The following is an 18,835-nucleotide window of genomic DNA, read 5'->3' as shown; positions in this document are numbered from 1 at the left end:
CACACCTGCGGCAGGGTCGGTCACGTTCGAGTCCTCTCGCCCAGCGAAACACTGCTGCCGACGCTAGAAACTCTGAGGTCGAAACGCTGCCGAAATAGCGATCGCTTCGCCTGAACGAAGGAGACAGGGGCTGTCGCCGCCTTCGTCCCTCCACCTGAGACGGGTCGTGGCATGGAACCGCACGACGTCGTGCCCGCCTGTACTGTCGGTGGCGCGTCCTATGATGCGAGGATGGTGGGGCGCGACGCAGCAGAGCAAGTGGCCAGCCCGTACGCAACCGGCGGCGGTGGCACGGTCCTTGAGCACGACTTCGGTGCCGTCCTATTGGCGCACCTCCTACTCGGCGATCCCGTACCGGCACTGGGCGATGACGTGACGCCGGTGTCCGTACGCTTTCAGGACAGCAGTTTCAGCCCCGTGGACGACCTGATCATCTGTGGGGACACGGCAAACGGAACACCGCGGAGGTTGTCGATTGGCGTCCGCCGGGCCCCGGCGTTCACGACCAGCGATGAATCCACGGCGGACCTGCTCGTGTCCTACCTGCGAATCGTCACGGAGCACTGGGACGAGGCCAGCGCGGGGCGTTGGCGGCTGGCGCTCGCCGTGGCCATTCCCAGTCCCGCCGTACGGCAGGTGCATGAGCTGGCCGTGATCGCGCATGGGCAGCCCGACGAGGAGTCGTTCCGCGCTGTGATGAAGCAACCGGGACGCACGACCGAAGCGGTTCGCAAGCGGCTGACCCATCTGGACGCGCTGATCGCTCAGGCGGCAACCCGTTCGAAGGTCAGCACCGAACGGCCTGCCGCCGAGCTGACCTGGCGGATCTTGCACGTGCTCTGGTTGTGGCAGCTGCGGCTGGAGGGGGCCGACGAGTCGGATCGTACGGCGGCCGTGGCCCGCCTGCGGAGTGTCGTTCCCGATGCCTCCGTGGCGGGCTCCACCACCCTGTTCGAAGCTCTGGGCAGACTGTCCCGGAGTTACGCCCCGACAGCGGCCACCGTCACCGAGAGTATGCTCCGGAGGCAGCTCTCCGGGGCTGCGGTCGTCGACCGCTCCCCGTCCTACGCCCCGGCGTGGCGTGCCCTCGACGCCCTGGCGGAGACGGCCGAGAACCTCGTGCGGTTCCGGCTGACCGGTGCCGACGAGAACCTTGAGCTGGAGCGCGCCGAAGCCGGAAACGCTCTGACCTTCGAAATGAGGTCGGTAGCCTTGCAGCCGACCGCGCTGGTCGTCCACGGCGAGCCCGACGCCGGCAAGTCCGCCCTAGCCTTGCGTACCGCCGCGCGACTGCGAGCCGACGGAGTCGCGGTCACCGTGCTGAACCTGCGAGAGGTACCCGCAACGCTCGCGGAATTCGAAGCGCTGCTCGGGGCCCGCCTTCCCTCGGTGCTGGGCGCCTCTGCGGTGGGTACGGGGCGTCTGCTAGTCGTCGACGGCGCGGAGTCGGTACTGGAAGGACGCGCCCAGCTGCTCTCGGACCTCGCACGGGCGGCCATGGCCGCCGGGCTCGGCGTGGTGGCGGTCACCCGTGCCGACGGTTCGGGAGCCGCACGTGACGTGCTCGTACAGGCCGCGGAGAGCGTGACGCGGGACGGCGGAACCGTCGAGGAACTCGTGCGCGAGCACGAGGTCCCCCGGCTGACTCCGGCCGAGATCACGCGGCTCGTCGAGGTCTTTCCGCAGCTGAGGCAGTGGGCCGGTGACGAGCGCACGCGGTGGTTGCTGGGCAGGCCCGGTCTGGTGGACATGCTGTTGCGCGCAGGTCCGGGCGCAGCGGCCCCCAAGGGCGCGGCTTCGGAGGCTGACCTGTTCGCCGCCGTCTGGCGCAACCTGGTACGCCGCGGAGAGGTGATGACGGCGGGAGGCCCCTCCCCCGACGCTCGCGACCAGTCTCTCCAGGCGCTGGCCAGGCGCCAGCTGCTTCCCCGCGAGACCGCCGTATCACCGGACCCGGCCTCCTTGCCCTCACTGCGCTCCGACGGTCTGCTGGCGCCACTCGGCGCGACCAGCGCCTGGAGTCCGTCCGACCGGTTCGCCAGCGATCTCGTGCGGGACATGGCGGTGGTGCGGCTGCTCGTCACAGAGGGCTTCGTTCTCCTCTCGGCCGCCGACGCGCCGCGCTGGGCACTGCGTGCCGCGCGCGTCGCGTGCCAGGCCCGCCTGCTCAGCGCCGATGACGTCGAACGCTCGCTCGCCGACCTGCGCACCGTGTTCGACGAGATCGCGTCCGACCACGGCGAGCGGTGGTCGGACGTGCCGTGGGAGGCGGTCCTCACTCTCGGTGCCGCGGGGGAGGTACTCGGCCGCGTGCGGCCTGCGCTGCAGACAGACCGACAAGCCGGATTGCGTACGTTCATCCGGTTGGCCATGCAACGTTACGCGCCCTATGGTGTCGGCGACCCGCTGGTGCTCGCGCCCCTGGTCAAGTTGGCCTTCTGCTACCCGCACGACGCCGACTCCGGCAGCAGCCCACGGACCAGCCAAGACATGAGCCGCATCGTCCGCGAACTAGCACTGACGTGGCTGCGCGGACTAGTGAAGGTCGACACAAGCGGTCCTGACCCCATCCGACAGTTGCTGCGGGACCGCGTGCTCGCATCCGATCCGGAGCACTCGGACGAATTCGCGGTGGAAGCCCTGGCGATACTCGGCCCCGATCTCGACGGCCGGGCCGAGGCGTTCCTCAGGGGAATCGCCGACGATGGCGGTGAGTATCTAAGGCCCGCCGTGGAGAGTTTCTGGGCCGTAACGGAGATGGCCAGACATCAGCCGGATCTTCTACTGCTCCTTGCCGAGTCCTACTACATCGAAAGGCACGACCCTGAAGATGACGGATACGGCTGGTCCCGCTCGTACCCGTTCGACGACGGCATCCGGGATCACTGCGCCCGCGGACGCATCACCGAACCGATGGCCGGGTGGTACCGAGGACCCTTCTGGTCGCTGCTAACGGCGCGCACCGTACCTACGCTGGCTCTGATCAACCGAATGCTCGACCACGCGGCGGCCGTCCGGGTCGGGGGACACGGCGACGACGGCCAGGCACCCGGAGCAGAACTGGATCTGCCGGGGGTCGGAGTCCGACACTGCGTTGGGGACGAACACGTATGGGCCTGGTACCGGGGGTCGTCGATCGGCCCGTACCCCTGCGTGAGCGCGTTGCTCGCGGTCGAACGCCTCGCGGACCAGCTCGTGGCCATCGCCGGCATCTCCCCCACCCAGGTCGTGGAGCTGCTGTTGCGCGACTGCAGCAATTTGGCCATGCCCGGTTTGGTCGTCGGGTTCCTCGTACGCCATCTGGAACAAGCCGGCGATCTACTGATTCCCTGGATGCGGGATCCGGACGTGTGGCAGCTGGAGTTCGTACGAGTCGCCGGTGAAGGAGTACTGCACGTACAAGGACCGGACGAGACCGATCTCGAGGGGCGGTCCCGTCGCCAAAGCAGCCCGCGCGATGTCGCCGCCGAACTCACCATGCGCGCGTTCCTCTCCGGGGACCAGGGCCGGCTGAACGAGCTCGCGGCTACCGGAGAGAAACTCGTCCGCCGCGCGGAAGAAGTGGTCGCTGGCTCCCAGGACGGCGCGGAGGCCGACCGCGTCCTCGCCGCGGTCCAGGTGTGGGCAGCGACGTTCAGGCCGGAGAACTTTCACCTGGAAAGCGACGCGGCCGGCACCTTGACCGTGCAATACCAGCATCCTGAGCCGTTGGCGACTCGCATGCGGCCCGAGACTGAGATGCTCGATCGTGTCGGCCAGGCCCTGCGCCTGCAGAACGCCTACGCCGGATCCGAGGCTCGCACCGCCCCTCCCGACACGCTTCTGGCCGACTTGGCCCTGGCGCGGTCCTTGGGCGACGAAACGCCGGGGCTTCCTCTCGACAGGCTCGACCCGATCGCCGCCGTCGCCGCCACCGCTGCCGTCGCACACGTTCGCGAACGGATCCGGGTTCCCGCCGACGACCTGCGGTGGGCGACGACCGTCCTGATCAAGGCGATCACCGAACCGAGCCGTACCCGGTACGCCTCGTCCTCCTACTACTCGATGGGGGCCGACCGGTCCGCGGCGACCGGCCTGGCGGCGCTCCTGGCGGTGACCTCCGAAGACGCTGTCGTCGACCGCCAGGCGGTCATCGACGTCCTGACCCACTGCAGCACGAACCACTTCGACGAGGTGCGCATGGCGTTCGCCCTGGGTCTCGAATACGTCTGGGCCGCGCCGTGCGACACCGTCCGGCAGCCGGGCCCGTGCCGGCACCAGGTGGCGCTCGACGCCGTGGAAGCGGGGCTGCAGGACTGCCGACTGGGCGACTGGGACCCGGCGAGCGGCACACGGGGGCGTCCCCGACTCGACCGCCCCTACGAGCGGACGCTGCCCGAGGTCGAGACGGAGCGACTGTATCTGATCTCGCTGATCCCCCCGCTCGTCGCCGCCTGTTCGGCGTCCCTCAGCGACAGCTGTGTGGCGGATCGGGCGAACGGACTCACCGAAACCCTGCTCGCCGCTCACGCCCGCGCCACCGACCACTGGGCGAAGGAGGGGTACGAGAACCGGCACAGCAGGCGAAGCGCGCGCGTCATCGTCGACCTGGCGGTCAACGGCGACACCGAGCCGCTCAAGGCACACGCACGGCACTTCGCAGCCAACAGCCGCGCCCTGCACCAGTTCCTCCGCGACCTCGCCGTGCTCTTCACCTACGACGACAGCCTGCGCCCGTCCCTCCCTGCCGTCTGGCCCGTCGTCATGGAGGCCGCCCTCGACGCCATTGGCGAGGGCACCGGGCTGCGCACCGGCCATCACTGGGACGGCCTCGCGCTGGGGTCGCTCCTGCCCGCGCCCGAGATCGACATGAGTGACACCGACATCGACGCGACCCTGGCCCGCGCCCGGGAGGACTGGCTCCATCCCGACCTCCTCACCGGTCTCCTGGACCGCTGGACTGTGCTCGCCCGTCGGGAACCGAAGGCCCTCGACGCACTCGCACAACTCGGCAAGTGCGCCCCGCTCGCATGGCAGAGGGACACGGGACTCCGCTTGGCGGAACGACTGATCGACGGCGACCACCGCATCGCCGCGAACAGGTGCTGGTACCTCCCCGACTGGCTCGGGACGCTTCACTCGCGTGATGCCATGGCAGCGGACCAGATCGCACGGTGGCGACGCCTCGTCGACGGGTTGGCGTCCGTGGGTGACCACCGGGCAGCCGACCTTCAGCGTATGGAGGAATGACCCCGGTGCGGGGCCCGCCGGGCTGTGCGCGGTGGTCAGTCGGACCCGTGCTCGCCCAGGCCCGGCTCCAGCGCTAGGGAGCACGGTCCGGCGAAGTGCTGATCCGCCTCTATCTCCCACACGGGCACCTTCAAGTTCACGGCTTCACCCCGGTGTCCCAAGGTCGGCGTGGCCGGAGGCTGCAGTAGGCCTCCGGTTACCGCATCGGGACTCTGACGCAGCCGTCGTCGCTGGAGGACGCGGGAGCGCACGAGGCTCGACTTCGCGGGACATCAGCCGCAACGACATCACCCAGCGCCTCGTACGACCGCATCGTCTCCAAACCCGGAAAGAGGGCCATCGCCTTTTGAAGTCTTGCTCGACCTCACGCCCATGGGACGGGTTCCGTTTCACCGACCCACCTGTTGGTCCTGGAGAGGTCCTGGTAGGAAGGGTCTGGTGCAGGTTCGGGTGACAGGTTCAGTCACGCGGCCCGGAGGGCCGGTGTGGTCATGACGGTCTCGTACTCGACAGGGGGGCAGTCGGCCGAGTGCGGCTTGTCGACGGCGTCGGTGGTAGGTCCGCTCGATCCACGTCACGATCGCGATCCGCAGTTCCTCGCGGGTGGTCCAGCTGCGGCGGTCGAGGACGTTCTTCTGCAGCAGGCTGAAAAGGACTCCATGGCCGCGTTGTCGACGGCTGCCCCCACTCTCCCTATCGATCCGGCCATCCGGTGGCGTTCGAGTGCCTGGACGAACTTCCGGGGCCGAAATTGCGAGCCGCGATCGCTGTGCAGGATGCATCCGTCGACGTTTTCACGCCGGGCCACGGCATTGTCCAGAGCGGTCACGGCCAGGCGGGACTTCATCCGTGCGCCGATGGAGTAGCCCACGATCCTGTTGCTGAACACGTCCTTGATCGCGCAGAGGTACAGCTTGCCGTCGCCGGTGGCATGCTCGGTGATGTCGGCGAGCCACAGCCGGTTCGGGCCACTCGCGGTGAAGTTGCGGCTCACGAGATCGTCGTGCACGGGCCGGCCTTCTTGCCCCGGCCGCGCTTCTTCCCGAACACGCTCCACCAGCGGTTGTCCCGGCAAATCCGCCACGCGGTCCGGTCCGCCATCACCGCCCCGCTGCCTCGTGCTTCGTCGGCCAGGAACCGGTAACCGAACTCCGGGTCCTCACGGTGGGCGCTGAACAGCGCGTCCGCGCGATAGGCCTGTTCCAGTACGGTGTCGGGCACCGGCTTCTCGAGCCAGCGGTAGTACGGCTGCCTGGCGAGCTTCAGCACCCGGCACGTCACCGAGACGGGCGTTCCGTCCGCGGCCAGCTCCTTCACAAGCGGGTAGATCCTTTTCCCGGCCGATGAGCCTGCGACAGATAGGCCGCGGCCCAGCGCAGGACCTCGCTCTCCTGCTCCAGCAACCTGATCCGCCGACGCGCCTCGCGCAGTTCCGTAGTCTCCTGGCTGGTGGTCCCGGCCCTGGCCCCGTCATCGATGTCCGCCGGCGCATCCATTGCCACAACGTCGTCGGGTGGACCCCGAAATCGGCGGCGACCTGCCCGACCATCACACCCGGGCCGCGGTTCCGCGCGGACCCGCACGACGCCCCGGTGGAACTCTTCCGGATAAGGCTCGGGCACAGCGACACCCTTCCCACATGCCCTACAGAGCCTGCCAGATCGGATCTCACCCGATCGTGCGGCAGACTCCTCAGGCTTGCCACTCCCCGCCACAATCCCTCAGCACCCCGGTCGACTCCGTTAGCCCCCACCAAACGACAAGCGCAGGCATGATGGCCAAGTGAAAGAGCCTCCAACCTTCCTTCCCGCAGCGGATAACAGCAGCTCCATTCGTCGGGAGCGGATTCTTCAACGACTGCGGCATCTCGGTCCGGGCCCAGCAGCCCTGTTCGAGGACGTGTGCCGCTTGGTCGACCACGACTTCCAGCTGAACAGCCGATCCATGCTGATCTTCCACGTGCTCAGGGAACTGGAGAGTTCAGTCCGGGCCGTTCTTCTTCCTGATGAGGCCCGTACCCCCCGGGAACAGGGCACCGGCACCGGCCACAGAGACGGGGTCAAGGCCATCCTGGCCGCCTTGCGTATCGAGGAGACATCGCGGGCAGGGAAGGCATGGCTCAACGCAGTCGGCACACTGCATGGACGCGCGCACAGGAGGAACCTCGAACATCCGCAGACGGTGGACGCAGACATCCTTGAGCGAGTCGACGGCCTGGAAGGCATGCTCGACGCCGTCCTCGACGCCTTCGAGGCCCACTACTTGGCGGCCGTGGAACGCCTGGAGGCCCTGGCCGCCACACCGGAGCCCTCCAACGCGGATGCAAGGCGCCTACGTTCGGACTTCCCTCAAAACCAGATCACCTGGGAAAGGTTCTTTTCTCAGCTCACCACACCGGCATGGCTCGGGCCGCTGCGCAAGGAGGGGTTCTTCGCGGATCTCCCACCTGTGACGGTAGACGAGGAGGGGAACCAGGTCTCCTACCCTCGCTGGCCGGCATCGGCATACCTCGCCCGTGTTGCGGAAGCCGACCCCGCACAGGTGCTCGCTATCGCCAGAGAGAGCCCGGAGACGGACAACCCGTTCGTCAACCTTGACCTGGTGGAGGCAGCTCTACGCATGCCGCCCGCCAAGGCCGCAAAGCTCGCTTCGAGGGCCGCAACGGCAGCGCGCGGCAGTCGCGAACTGATCAACCCAGTTCGATACGCGGCCCTCGTCGCCCACTGCGCCAAGAACGTCGATCAGGCACCCGCACTCGACTTGATGGCTGCCCTGATCGACGAGGCACAAAGCGGCGGTCGGCTTGATGAGTGGGAGTACGACCAGATCCTGGGTCACTACGCGCCCCGCCTCACCGAGTCCCTGGGGCTGCCGTGGCTGGAGATGCTTGCCGACCTCCTAGATCGGGCGAGCGGGACTCCTGAAGAAGCGGCACGCCGGTCGGGTCTGGACATGTCCCGGACGTATTGCCCGACTCTCGAGCAGGATCGCCCACACCCCTACCAGCTGCGAGAGGCCCGCCTGACAGCAGCAGTCCGAGACGCCGCTCGCCATCTCCTCACCTCGGGTCGAGCAGACCTTCACACCGTTCTCGCCGTGCTCGGCGCCCACCCGTGGCTGATCTTCCGGCGTCTACGTCTTCACGTGCTAGAGCATCACGGCGACCTCACGCCGGCACTGGTCTACCAGGCGCTGTCCGACCGACAGTTGGCAAGAGACAACGACCTCGCACTTGAGTGGCTGCGCCTGGCCCGGGCCCGCTGCGAACACCTCGAACCCGAACAACGCAATGTTCTGGTGCAGGTCGTCCGGGAGGGGCCTGACACGGACAAATGGAAGGAAAGCCACCGCCGATACGCCGACCAAGAGATCAGCGACACAAGGCTGAGGCATCTCACAGAGACATGGCACCGGGAGCGCTACGCCGCGATCCGGCCAATCCTGCCAAGCGATTTGCAGAACGATCTCCAGCGCCTCGAAACGGAGTACGGTCCGGCGGCCTCGCTCGACGACATCGAGGAGCCATTCTTCTGGACCCCGCCAAGTTCGGTCAGCACCGACGAACTGGCAGCTCTCAACACCACCGAACTCGTCGCCCGCGTCCGCGCCTTCACCCCATCGGCCGACAGGTTCACTGGACAGTCCGAAGGGGACTTCACGGTCCAGCTGCGGGCCGCTATCAACCAGCAGGCACGCGCCCACAGCTCACGATCCGCACTCTTCGCCGACCTGGACGATGCATATCTTGTTGCCGCCCTCGGCGGCTTCACCGAAGCCATCCGCCGCGGCGATGACCTCGACAGCGAAGCCCTTGTCCAGTTGGCCGCCACTGCCACCGAGCGGTCTGCCAGTCCGCGAACCCACGACATCCTCCGCGAGAGCGCCCAGCTCTTGTACGAGATGCTCGTCCGCCCCACGGCACAGCCGGTACCTGACCTGGCCGAGGCCATCTGGCGAACCCTCACCGTCATGCTCCGCACAGCCGACCTGCCTGCCGCCAGCGACACCGATCACTGGAGTGACCCTCGCGCCCAGGCGCTGCGCACCATGGTGGCTTGGGCACGATGGCGCCGCACTCATGACGCCGACTTCGGTCGCCTGTTCGGCGTTCTGGATGAGCTGACCGAACCCGAGTCACTCGCTGGCTCGCCCATCGCGGGCCTGATTGTCACCGTCGTCGGCGAGCGGTTCGCGCAACTGACCGACCTCGACCGTGACTGGGCCAATCGCCACGCCCATCTCCTGACAGGAAACGAGCCGCTTGCACGTCTCGCATGGGAGGCATACCTGGGGGCTTCACCGTACTACCAGCCCGCCGTCGAACTCCTCCTCAGTGCGTACCGTACTGCGGCCTGCACCCGCACCGAAGACGGCACTGATCAACAAGAACACCTCCGCATCAAACTCGGCTCAGACATCCTTGTGCGCTATTGGGGCGGCCTCATTGAACTGGAGGGCGAGGACAGCATCATCCGCGACTATTACGCCAACTCCAGCGGTGAAGCTCTCAACCGGCTCGCCTGGAGCATCACCTCCGGCCTCCGGGCTGGTCCAGACATCCCCGCTGCCGTCATCGAACGTGTCCGCCTCTGGTGGGAATGGCGGAGAAAGATTCTCGCTGGAGCCCCAGGCGGCCCCGAATCACCAGAACGCCGCGAGCTACTGGACGTCCCCGGAGCGTTGGTGGGTAGCGGACGATTCCCGGCCACCTGGTGCCTTGATCAACTCCAGGAGCTCCTCCAGACCACTGGGTCCTTCGGCAAGAACCCACACGTCTTCCGCTACCTCACGAGCATCGTCGCAGATCACACCGGACAGGTACTGAACCTCCTACAGCAATGCCTCGCCTCACCGTCCATGGACCCCTGGCTTCCCAGCCTACGAGAAGCCGACATCAGCACCCTACTGCGCGCTGGCCTGCGAACTCCCGCGCACGCCGAGCTTTCCCGAGGCATCATCAACCGTGCAGCCGCCCGCGGCTACCAGCAGTTCCGCTCCCTACTGACCGCCCAGCCATCGAACCCCACCCCCTGAGCTGCCCCGCTTCGGGCAGGCACCCTCACTCGCGGACGTCGTACACACTTCAGGGCGGCGATACGATCTCCGGCCCATACTGGCCGTCCTGGAGAAGCAGAGGTGACACAGCAGAGCGCTGAGGAGCGACCGGGCAGCGCCGCGGCCATCGTGGTGCACGAAGGCCGCGGTCTCATGGTCAGGCGAGGGGTAAGCGAGGGCCAGCTCACCTGACAGGTTCCCGGCCGGCGAAATCGAGCCCAACGAGGCCCTCGAGGACGCCGCCGTACGGCAGGCCCAGGAGGAGACGGGGCTTACCGTGAAGGCGGTGAAGCAGCTCGGCGAGCGGATCCACCCGGCCACCGGCCGACGGATGTCGTATACCGCCTGCGAGGCGGTCGGCGGTAATGCGCACGTGGCGGACACCGACAGCTCGCCAAGCTGGCGTGGGTCGCCCATGCAGAGAATCCCACGGTATATCCGGGAAAGCTGACCTCTCGCCGTTCTCCCCACTCAATGATGTCGCGATAGGGGGCATCGACGGAATCGTCGTGCCGGCAGTACACCTGTCCCTGCGGCAAAGCTTCACGGTCCCCAAGGCCACGCCACTGCCTCTCGCTCGGCGGGGTGCGGTCGTCCGGTGTCAGCAGCTCCTTGATGCAAGCGCAATCCAGGTGGACCCGCCATCGGTAGTACCGGTCCGGGTCCGGCGCGAGGAACGGCCACAGGACCGCAGGAATCCCCCTGCGGCGATCAGAATTGAATTCCTCATACTCGCGCAGGACGTCCATGCGCCGCTTTGCCCGGCCGGGAAGCCGGCGCGCTACAGCGGGTGGGCGCACACCTGCGGCAGGGTCGGTCACGTTCGAGTCCTCTCGCCCAGCGAAACACTGCTGCCGACGCTAGAAACTCTGAGGTCGAAACGCTGCCGAAATAGCGATCGCTTCGCCTGAACGAAGGAGACAGGGGCTGTTGCTGCCCTCGTTGTCGGGTGGATGACTGCACCCATGTCACCGGCGAGGACGGCCGGGCGCGGCCCCAACGACGTCGGGTTCCACGCGGCAAAGGCCGTGGTCACGACGCACCGGCACGGCCCTGCGCCAGCAACATGCGCGACTGCCGACTGGCGTGCCCCGTGAACAACCCAAGGGGCTGATGCTGACCATTTGCTGACCAGAGCCCCGCCACCACGCCGCTGACCTGCGAAAACGTCCAGATGTCAGATGTAGGACTTGAACATGGTGCGAAGCATGAGAAAACTCCCGAAATGTCTGCTCCCTGCCCGCTTTCCGCAGGTCAAGGGCGGTCCCCGGAGCCTACAACGATTCGCGTCTTCGGTCAGCTTCCCCCAGCCCTTTCAGGACTCATGCTGACCGATGGCCGACATTTCCGACGCATCGCCAGGCGCCCACGTGAGGGCTTTCGGCGCGCGCACCACCGCCGACACCCCCGGTCACGAGGCGCAAGCGGGCACCATTCCGTACACGCCTCCGACAGGGTCGCCTCCGTCATGGGAATGGACCTCTGCCTCGTCGACCCGGCCCAGGTGGTGGAAGCACCCTTCACCAAGGACGACTGGGCTGCCGCCCTCCTGCGATGCCTGGCCCGTCCGTCCGAGGAACAGCCCCCGGCACGGCTGCGCGGATTCCTGTTCCGGGAAGGAGGTCTTCTGCGCCCCTACATGGACAGCGACGAGGCAGCCGGCGTGATCGCCGCCGGTGTCCGGCCGGGCGGTGCACTGACCGCCCTCCTCTCCGCACTTCCCTCACTGCTCGGCAAGGAGTGGCGGACACCCGACGGCGCGGACGATCCGCACTGCCGGTACCTCGTGGATCTCACCCGCTGGCGACATGTCCGGGAGCCGAGGCCGGAGGCTTCCGCGCATGAGGAGGACGTGCTCCCCGGCCCATGCCGACCCACGCACTGGGCAGCGCTGCTTCCGGCCGAGGGCGCACAGGGGCGCCCTTGATCACACTGACCACCCGCGTGCGCCCCGGCGACGGAGCCCCTCCGGTTCATGGATGCAGTGTGGCCTCGCCCTTGACGAGGATGCCGGTGCGCTGACCCGGCCGTACGGCGACGGGACCGGCGACCCGGATGTCGACCGGGCTCTCCAGGCCGTCGACGGAGATGGTGACCATGGCGTCGTGGCCGTAGAAGGTCACGTCGGTCACGGTTCCCTGGGCAGCTGTCGCGGTTCCGGTGAGCTGGAGCTGCTCGGGCCGCAGCAGGACGGTGCCCTCACTCCGGCCCGCGGGGGGCGATGCGAGGGGAAGGCGGCCGAGCACCGTCGTCGCGGTGCCGTGGTCAGTGGTGCCGGGGATGAGTACGGCATCGCCGACGAATCGGGCCACCCAGGGGTCGGCCGGCCGGCGGTAGACCTCCTGCGGTGTGTCGCACTGGGCCACGCGGCCTTCGCGGACGACCGCGACCAGGTCAGCGGTGGAGAGGGCTTCCTGCTGGTCGTGGGTGACCAGCAGGGCGGTGGCTCCGGTGGCGCGCAGGGCGGCTCGGACATCTGCCCGGACACCGGCGCGCAGAGCGCTGTCGAGGGCGTTGAACGGTTCGTCCAGCAGGACCAGTGCGGGTTCCGGCGCCAGGGCCCGGGCGAGCGCTATGCGCTGCTGCTGGCCGCCGGACAGTTCATGCGGCATGCGGTCGCCGTGGCCGCCGAGGCCGACGAGTTCGAGCATCTCCTCGGTGCGGCCTCGGCGTGCGGCGCGGTCGTGGCCGGTCAGCCCGAAGGCGACGTTGCGGGCGACGCTCAAGTGCGGGAAGAGCGCGCCCTCCTGGGGGACGATGCCGATGCGGCGGCGCTCGGGGGGAAGGTGGACACCGGGGCCGGACAGGGTGCGTCCGCCGACGGTGACGGTACCCGCGTCGGCGCGCAGGAAGCCGGCGACGATGCGGAGCAGGGTGGTCTTGCCGCAGCCGGAGGGGCCGAGGAGGGCGGCCAGGGTGCCGGCGGGGACGGTGAGGTCGAGTCCGCGCAGGACAGGAGCGTCCGGGCCGTAGGACTTCGATACTCCTGTGATCTGTACGTCGGTCATGTGCGGTGCCGTCCGAGGAGGTAGGAGGGGATGGCCGCCAGCAGGATCAGCGCCGCGGCGTAGGGGGCCGCGGCGGCGAAGGATCCGGTGCCGGTCTCGGTCCAGAGCCGGGTGGCCAGGGTGTCCATTCCGGTCGGCCGCAGCAGGAGGGTCGCGGGGAGTTCCTTCATGCACACGACGAAGGTCAGGGCGGCGCCGGCGGCGACCCCGGGTGCGGCGAGCGGCACGGTGATCTCGCGCAGCACGCGCAGGGGGCTGCGGCCGAGCGAGCGTGCGACGTCCTCCAGCACCGGCGGGGACTGCAGTACGGCGGCCCGGGTCGCTGCCACCGAGACGGGCAGGAAGAGCACGGCGTACGCGCAGACCAGCAGCGGGAGTTCCTGGTAGAGCGGGTCGGCGTAGCGGACCGCGAAGAAGACCAGGGACAGGGCGACGGTGATGCCGGGGAGGGCGTGTCCGGCGTAGGCGGACTGCTCCAGCAGGTGCGCCGTCCGGCCCCGGTGCCGCGCGGCGATCACCCCGACGGGCAGGGCGAGGAGGGTCGTGAGCACGGCTCCCGCGGCGGCGACGCCGAGGGTCGTGCCGGCGGTGTCGAGGAGCGCGGCAGGGTCCCACGTGGCGGAATTGCCGACGGCGAGCCAGTACCCGAGGGTGGCCAGCGGCATGAGGACGGCGACGGCTGCGACCGCCGTGCACCAGGTCAGGGCCGGCATCCGCCACCGGCCGAGCGGCGCGGGGGCGGCGGGGCGTGCCGTGCCGGTCCCGGTCCTGGCCTGTCCCGCGCGGCCTCGTGTACGGGCCTCGGCAGCCACGAGCAGGATCGTCATCACCACGAGGACGACGCTGAGGGCGGCGGCCGGGGTGCGGTCGAAGCTGGCCCGGTAGGAGGTGTAGATGCCGCGGGTGAAGGTGTCGTAGCGCATCAGGGAGACGGCGCCGAAGTCGGAGAACACGTAGAGCGCGACCAGTACGGATCCCCCGGCCGCGGCGGGACGCACCTGCGGCAGCGTGACGCGCAGGAAGGTCCGCAGCGGCCCGTGGCCGAGCGAGCGGGAGACCTCCTCCAGTGCCGGATCGGCCCCGCGCAGTACGGCGGTGACGGGCAGGTAGACGTACGGGAAGCTCACCAGTGTCAGCGCGAGGGCGGAGCCGCCGAAGCCCGCGAGGCCGGGGAAGACCGACAGCCAGGTGAAGGCGGCGACGTAGCTCGGCACGGCCAGGGGCAGCGTCACCAGGACCGCCCAGGTCCGGGCGCCGGGCAGGTCGGTCCGTGCGGTGAGCCAGGCCAGGGACACGCCCAGCACCAGGGAGGCCGACACGACGACGGCGGCCAGTCCGAGACTGCGGCCGAGCAGTTGGGCGGTGCGCTCGTCGGCGATGGCGTCCCAGGCGAAGGCGGGACCGCGCTCCAGGGAGCGGACGGCGAGGTAGCCGAGCGGCAGCAGCGCGAACACCGCGGCGAGGGCCGCGGGAAGGAGCAGGGCGGCGGGCGGGCGGCGCCCGGCACGCAGCCGCCCGGCCGGCGCGGTGGCGCCTGCCGGGCGCACTGCGGGATCCGCCGCTGCGACGGGATCCGTGGAGTGCATGCGGGTCAGACCATCCCGGCTTCCTGAAGCATCTTCAGGGTCTCCTGCAGCGATTCCAGCTTGCCCAGGTCGATCTTGGGGGCGTCGAGGGAGGCCAGCGGAGGCAGGTCCTTGACGGTGCTGGTGACGCCGGCGGCCAGCGGGTATTCCTTGGTCTCCTCGGCGAAGTACTTCTGCGCCTTCTCCGAGAGCAGGAAGTCGGCGGCCTTCTGCGCCACCGGGGCCTGGTCGCTGCCCTTGAGGATGCCGACTCCGGCCGCGTTGACGAGGGCGCCCGGGTCACCGCCCGGCAGGAAGTGGATCTTCGCCTTGACCTTGCTCTCGCCCTTCTCGGCGACCTGCTCGTACCAGTAGTAGTGGTTGACGAGGCCGAGTGAGACCTCGCCCTTGCCGACAGCGTCGAGGACCTTGAGGTTGTTCTCGTAGACCTTCGGCTCGTTGGCCTTCAGTCCCTTGAGCCAGGCGCGGGTTGCGTCGTCTCCCTCCAGGACGCGCATGCCGGTGACGAAGGCCTGGAAGGACGCGTTGGTCGGGGCGTAGCCGATCTTGCCCTTCCACTCCGGCTTGACCAGGTCGTGCACGGTGTCAGGAACCTTGGACACCTGGCCGGGGTTGTACGCGAGGACGCGGACGCGCCCGGAGGTGCCCACCCAGTCGCCCGCGCTGCCGCGGAAGGCCGGGTCGACCTTGTCGAGCGATGCCTGCGGCAGCTTCTCCAGCAGGCCCTTGGCGGAGAGGGCGCCGAGGGCGCCGGCGTCCTGGGAGAAGAACAGGCCCGCCTTGGTCTTGTCGCCCTCCTCCTGGATCTGGGCGGCGAGTTCGGCGCTCTCGCCGTAGCGGACGGCGACCGTGGTGCCGACGGCCTTCTCGAGGTCGTCGAGGAGCGGTTTGACCAGCTTCTCGTTGCGGCCGGAGTAGATCACGAGCCCGGCGTCGTCCTCGTCGACGCCGCAGCCGGCGACGGCGGGGAGGAGAAGCGCTGCCGCGAGAAGCGCGGTCAGACGTCGAACCGAGGGGCGTCGCATGGGAAGCCTTCCTGCACGTGCAGTGAGAATCTATGAACGTCCTATAAGTAAGGTAAAGCTAACCTAAAGGTCAAGAGTGACGCACGCAACGTTTCGGCCTCGGCGGGGGTTCGGCGGAGCCGACCCTACCTGGGAATTCCTTATGGATCTTCCACGCCCCGGCCGTGACTTTCCTGTGACTACCCCATGAGGTAAGGCTTTCCTAAGATGCGCTCGTGACAGCCCCTCCCGCCCTGCTCCCCGGCGCCAAGACCGTTCCGTTCGCCCGCGCTCTCGCGGCCCATCACGACCGCACCGCGGTGATCACCGCCGACGGCCCGGTGACCTACCGCGAGCTCGCCGCCCGGGTGGAGGCGACAGCCGATCGCCTGGGTCCTGCGCGCCGCCTGGTCCTGGTGGTCGGCGCCAACACCGTCGAGGCGCTCGTCGTCCACCTGGCGGCACTCTCGGCGGGGCATCCGGTCCTGCTGGTGCCGGGCGACCACCCGGAAGCCGTGCAGTCACTCATCGACGCCTACGACCCGGACGTCGTGGCACACCCGGACGGCGGACAGTGGGCACTCGACGAGCGGCGCCCCGTCTCGGCGCATGACCTGCACCCGGATCTCGCTCTGCTGCTGAGCACTTCCGGATCGACGGGTTCACCGAAACTCGTGCGGCTGTCGCACGGAAATCTTCAGGCCAACGCGGAATCCATAGCCGAGTACCTGGGAATCCGGGACACCGACCGCGCGGCGACAACTCTGCCGATGCACTACTGCTACGGCTTGTCCGTCATCCACAGCCATCTGCTGCGCGGCGCCGCACTGATCCTCACCGATCTCTCGGTCGCCGACAGCTGTTTCTGGGAACTGTTCCGCAGCGCCCGCGGGACGACCTTCGCAGGGGTCCCGTACACCTTCGACCTGCTCGACCGGGTCGGCTTCGCCTCGATGGACCTGCCCCACCTGCGCTACGTCACCCAGGCCGGCGGCAGGCTCGCACCCGACCGGGTCCGGCACTACGCGGCTCTCGGCCGCGCCGCCGGCTGGGAGCTGTTCGCGATGTACGGGCAGACCGAGGCGACGGCCCGCATGGCCTACCTGCCGCCCGACCTCGCGGAAACCCACCCCGGGGCGGCCGGAGTCCCGATTCCCGGTGGCTCCTTCCGCCTCGAACCGCTGCCCGACTGGCCCGAAGAGGACACCGGAGAGCTCGTCTACACAGGGCCGAACGTCATGCTCGGCTACGCCCGTACCCCCGACGACCTCGCTCTGGGCCGGACCACGCAGGAGCTGCACACCGGCGACATCGCGCGGCGCACCCCCGAAGGCATGTACGAGATCGTCGGCCGACGCAGCCGGTTCGTGAAGATCCTCGGCCTGCGCATCGACCCCGCCCAGGTCGAGGCGATGCTCGCACGGCACGGGGTCACCGCGCTGTGCACCGGCGACGACACCGCGCTGGCCGTGGCCGCCGTCGGTGCCGGTGCTGCGGGTGCCCACGCCTCCGACGCGCGGCGGATACGGAACCTGGTGACGAGCGAGTGCGGCCTCCCGGCCCGGGCGGTCCGGGTCCACGTCCTGGCGGACCTTCCCCGCCTGCCGACGGGCAAGCCCGACTACCGCGCCGTACGGGAACTGGCCCACCCGGCCGACCCCGGCCCGTCTGCACAGGGCCCGGGCAGCGGCCCGGAAGACCTGTGCCGGCTCTACGCACGCATACTCGACCGGGCCGATGTGACGCAGGACAGCACCTTCGTCAGCCTGGGCGGCGACTCCCTCTCGTACGTCGAGATGTCTCTCCACCTCGAAGAGCGGCTCGGCCACCTGCCGACCGACTGGCACACCACTCCGATCCGGGAACTCAGGCCGCCGGAGGGAGAGATCCCCGCACGCAGGCGGACACTCGACACCAGCGTCGCCCTGCGCGCCGTGGCGATCTTCTGCATCGTCGGATCGCACATCCACGTCTTCGGCATCAAGGGCGGAGCACACCTGCTGCTCGCCATCGCGGGCTACAACTTCGCCCGCTTCCACCTCACCACCGCCGAACGCGGCGAACGCGTCCGGCGCGCCTGCCTCAGCATCGCGCGGGTCGCGGTGCCGACCATGATCTGGATCGGCTTCGTACTCCTCCTCAACAACGACTACACCCTGGCCAACCTCGCCCTCCTCGACAGCGTGCTGGGGCCCGAGGACAGCAAAACGGGCATGCACTTCTGGTTCGTCGAGGCACTGGTCTACATCCTCGTCGTCGCCGTGGCCCTCCTGGCGCTCCCCCTGGCGGACCGGGCAGAACGCCGATTCCCCTACGGCCTGCCCCTGGCGCTCGCCGCTCTCGGGCTGCTGACCCGCTACGACCTGCTCGGGCTCCCCGACCGCACCCACATGCCCGACGCGGTCACCGTCTTCTGGCTGTTCGCGCTCGGCTGGGCTGCGGCGAAAGCCGGGTCCAGAAACCAGAGGATCGTGGTCACGGCCGCCGCCCTGGCCACGGTGCCCGGTTTCTTCCCCGGCGACCCCGGGCGAGAAGCGATCATCATGAGCACGTTCGCCCTGCTCGTCTGGGTACCGTCCCTCCCCAGCCGCGAACGCGTCAACCAGGTCGCCGGCCTCCTGGCCACCCATTCCCTGTACATCTACCTGACCCACTGGCAGATCTTCCCGTTGATCGACGGGTTCTCCAGGCACGTGGCCTTTCTCGCCTCCCTGGTCTTCGGCATCGCCTACGGCATCGCAGCGACCCGTGTGATGCGCCGACTGCCCTCGCTGCTCTCGCCGGGTGCGCTGCGCACACGCACCCGACCGGGACTCCGAGCTCCGGGTGTGGTCCGTGCTCGGCCTTGGTCGAGGTCGACGTGACGCCATGACCGGCGCAGCGGGGGCAGCAGGCGGGGGAGGGGCCGTGCGCCACTTCTGTGGAAGGGCGATCACGTTGATCGCCCCCCGGG

General features: G+C 68.8%; 7 protein-coding genes and 2 pseudogenes. 5 read left to right on the top strand and 4 right to left on the bottom strand.

The window, feature by feature from the left end:
- The first annotated feature begins 171 nt into the window (after nt 1-171).
- Nucleotides 172-5,229 carry a hypothetical protein gene (locus C0216_RS12300; protein WP_162793181.1) on the top strand — a complete coding sequence of 1,686 codons (5,058 nt, stop codon included), beginning with the start codon at nt 172-174 and terminating at the stop codon, nt 5,227-5,229.
- A gap of 463 nt (nt 5,230-5,692) precedes the next feature.
- Here the strand turns inward: C0216_RS12300 and C0216_RS35320 are convergent.
- Nucleotides 5,693-6,851: pseudogene (locus tag C0216_RS35320) on the bottom strand (IS3 family transposase).
- Nucleotides 6,852-7,137: 286 nt separating this feature from the next.
- Between C0216_RS35320 and C0216_RS12280 the strand changes: the two are divergent.
- The 3 genes and pseudogenes from C0216_RS12280 to C0216_RS12270 all read left to right on the top strand — a co-directional run bounded on the left by C0216_RS12280 (nt 7,138) and on the right by C0216_RS12270 (nt 12,211).
- Nucleotides 7,138-10,263 carry a hypothetical protein gene (locus tag C0216_RS12280; protein WP_114055308.1) on the top strand — a complete coding sequence of 1,042 codons (3,126 nt, stop codon included), beginning with the start codon at nt 7,138-7,140 and terminating at the stop codon, nt 10,261-10,263.
- Between the two features lie 102 nt (nt 10,264-10,365).
- Nucleotides 10,366-10,773, top strand: a pseudogene (locus C0216_RS12275) (NUDIX hydrolase).
- A 979-nt stretch (nt 10,774-11,752) separates the two neighbouring features.
- Complete coding sequence (locus C0216_RS12270; RefSeq protein ID WP_162793179.1) at nt 11,753-12,211, top strand: hypothetical protein; 459 nt, start codon at nt 11,753-11,755, stop codon at nt 12,209-12,211.
- Nucleotides 12,212-12,257: 46 nt separating this feature from the next.
- Here C0216_RS12270 and C0216_RS12265 read toward each other — a convergent pair whose 3' ends face one another.
- From C0216_RS12265 to C0216_RS12255, 3 genes are read right to left on the bottom strand one after another with little or no spacing between them, the layout of a single operon-like run.
- Nucleotides 12,258-13,292 carry an ABC transporter ATP-binding protein gene (locus tag C0216_RS12265; protein WP_114055306.1) on the bottom strand — a complete coding sequence of 345 codons (1,035 nt, stop codon included), beginning with the start codon at nt 13,290-13,292 and terminating at the stop codon, nt 12,258-12,260.
- Nucleotides 13,289-14,878: an ABC transporter permease gene (locus tag C0216_RS12260; RefSeq protein ID WP_114055305.1), complete on the bottom strand. Its 1,590-nt coding sequence runs from the start codon at nt 14,876-14,878 to the stop codon at nt 13,289-13,291. Before C0216_RS12260 ends, C0216_RS12265 begins: the two co-directional genes overlap by 4 nt.
- A 5-nt stretch (nt 14,879-14,883) precedes the next feature.
- The gene (locus C0216_RS12255; RefSeq protein ID WP_114055304.1) at nt 14,884-15,903 is read right to left on the bottom strand and encodes an iron ABC transporter substrate-binding protein; all 1,020 of its coding nucleotides are present in this window, start codon (nt 15,901-15,903) and stop codon (nt 14,884-14,886) included.
- Nucleotides 15,904-16,118: 215 nt separating this feature from the next.
- Between C0216_RS12255 and C0216_RS12250 the strand changes: the two genes are divergently transcribed.
- Nucleotides 16,119-18,746 carry an AMP-binding protein gene (locus C0216_RS12250; protein ID WP_114055303.1) on the top strand — a complete coding sequence of 876 codons (2,628 nt, stop codon included), beginning with the start codon at nt 16,119-16,121 and terminating at the stop codon, nt 18,744-18,746.
- Nucleotides 18,747-18,835: the final 89 nt, after the last annotated feature.

This window comes from Streptomyces globosus (assembly GCF_003325375.1).
In the GTDB taxonomy this organism is placed as follows: domain Bacteria; phylum Actinomycetota; class Actinomycetes; order Streptomycetales; family Streptomycetaceae; genus Streptomyces; species Streptomyces globosus_A.
This window is presented reverse-complemented; position numbering and strand designations above follow the sequence as displayed.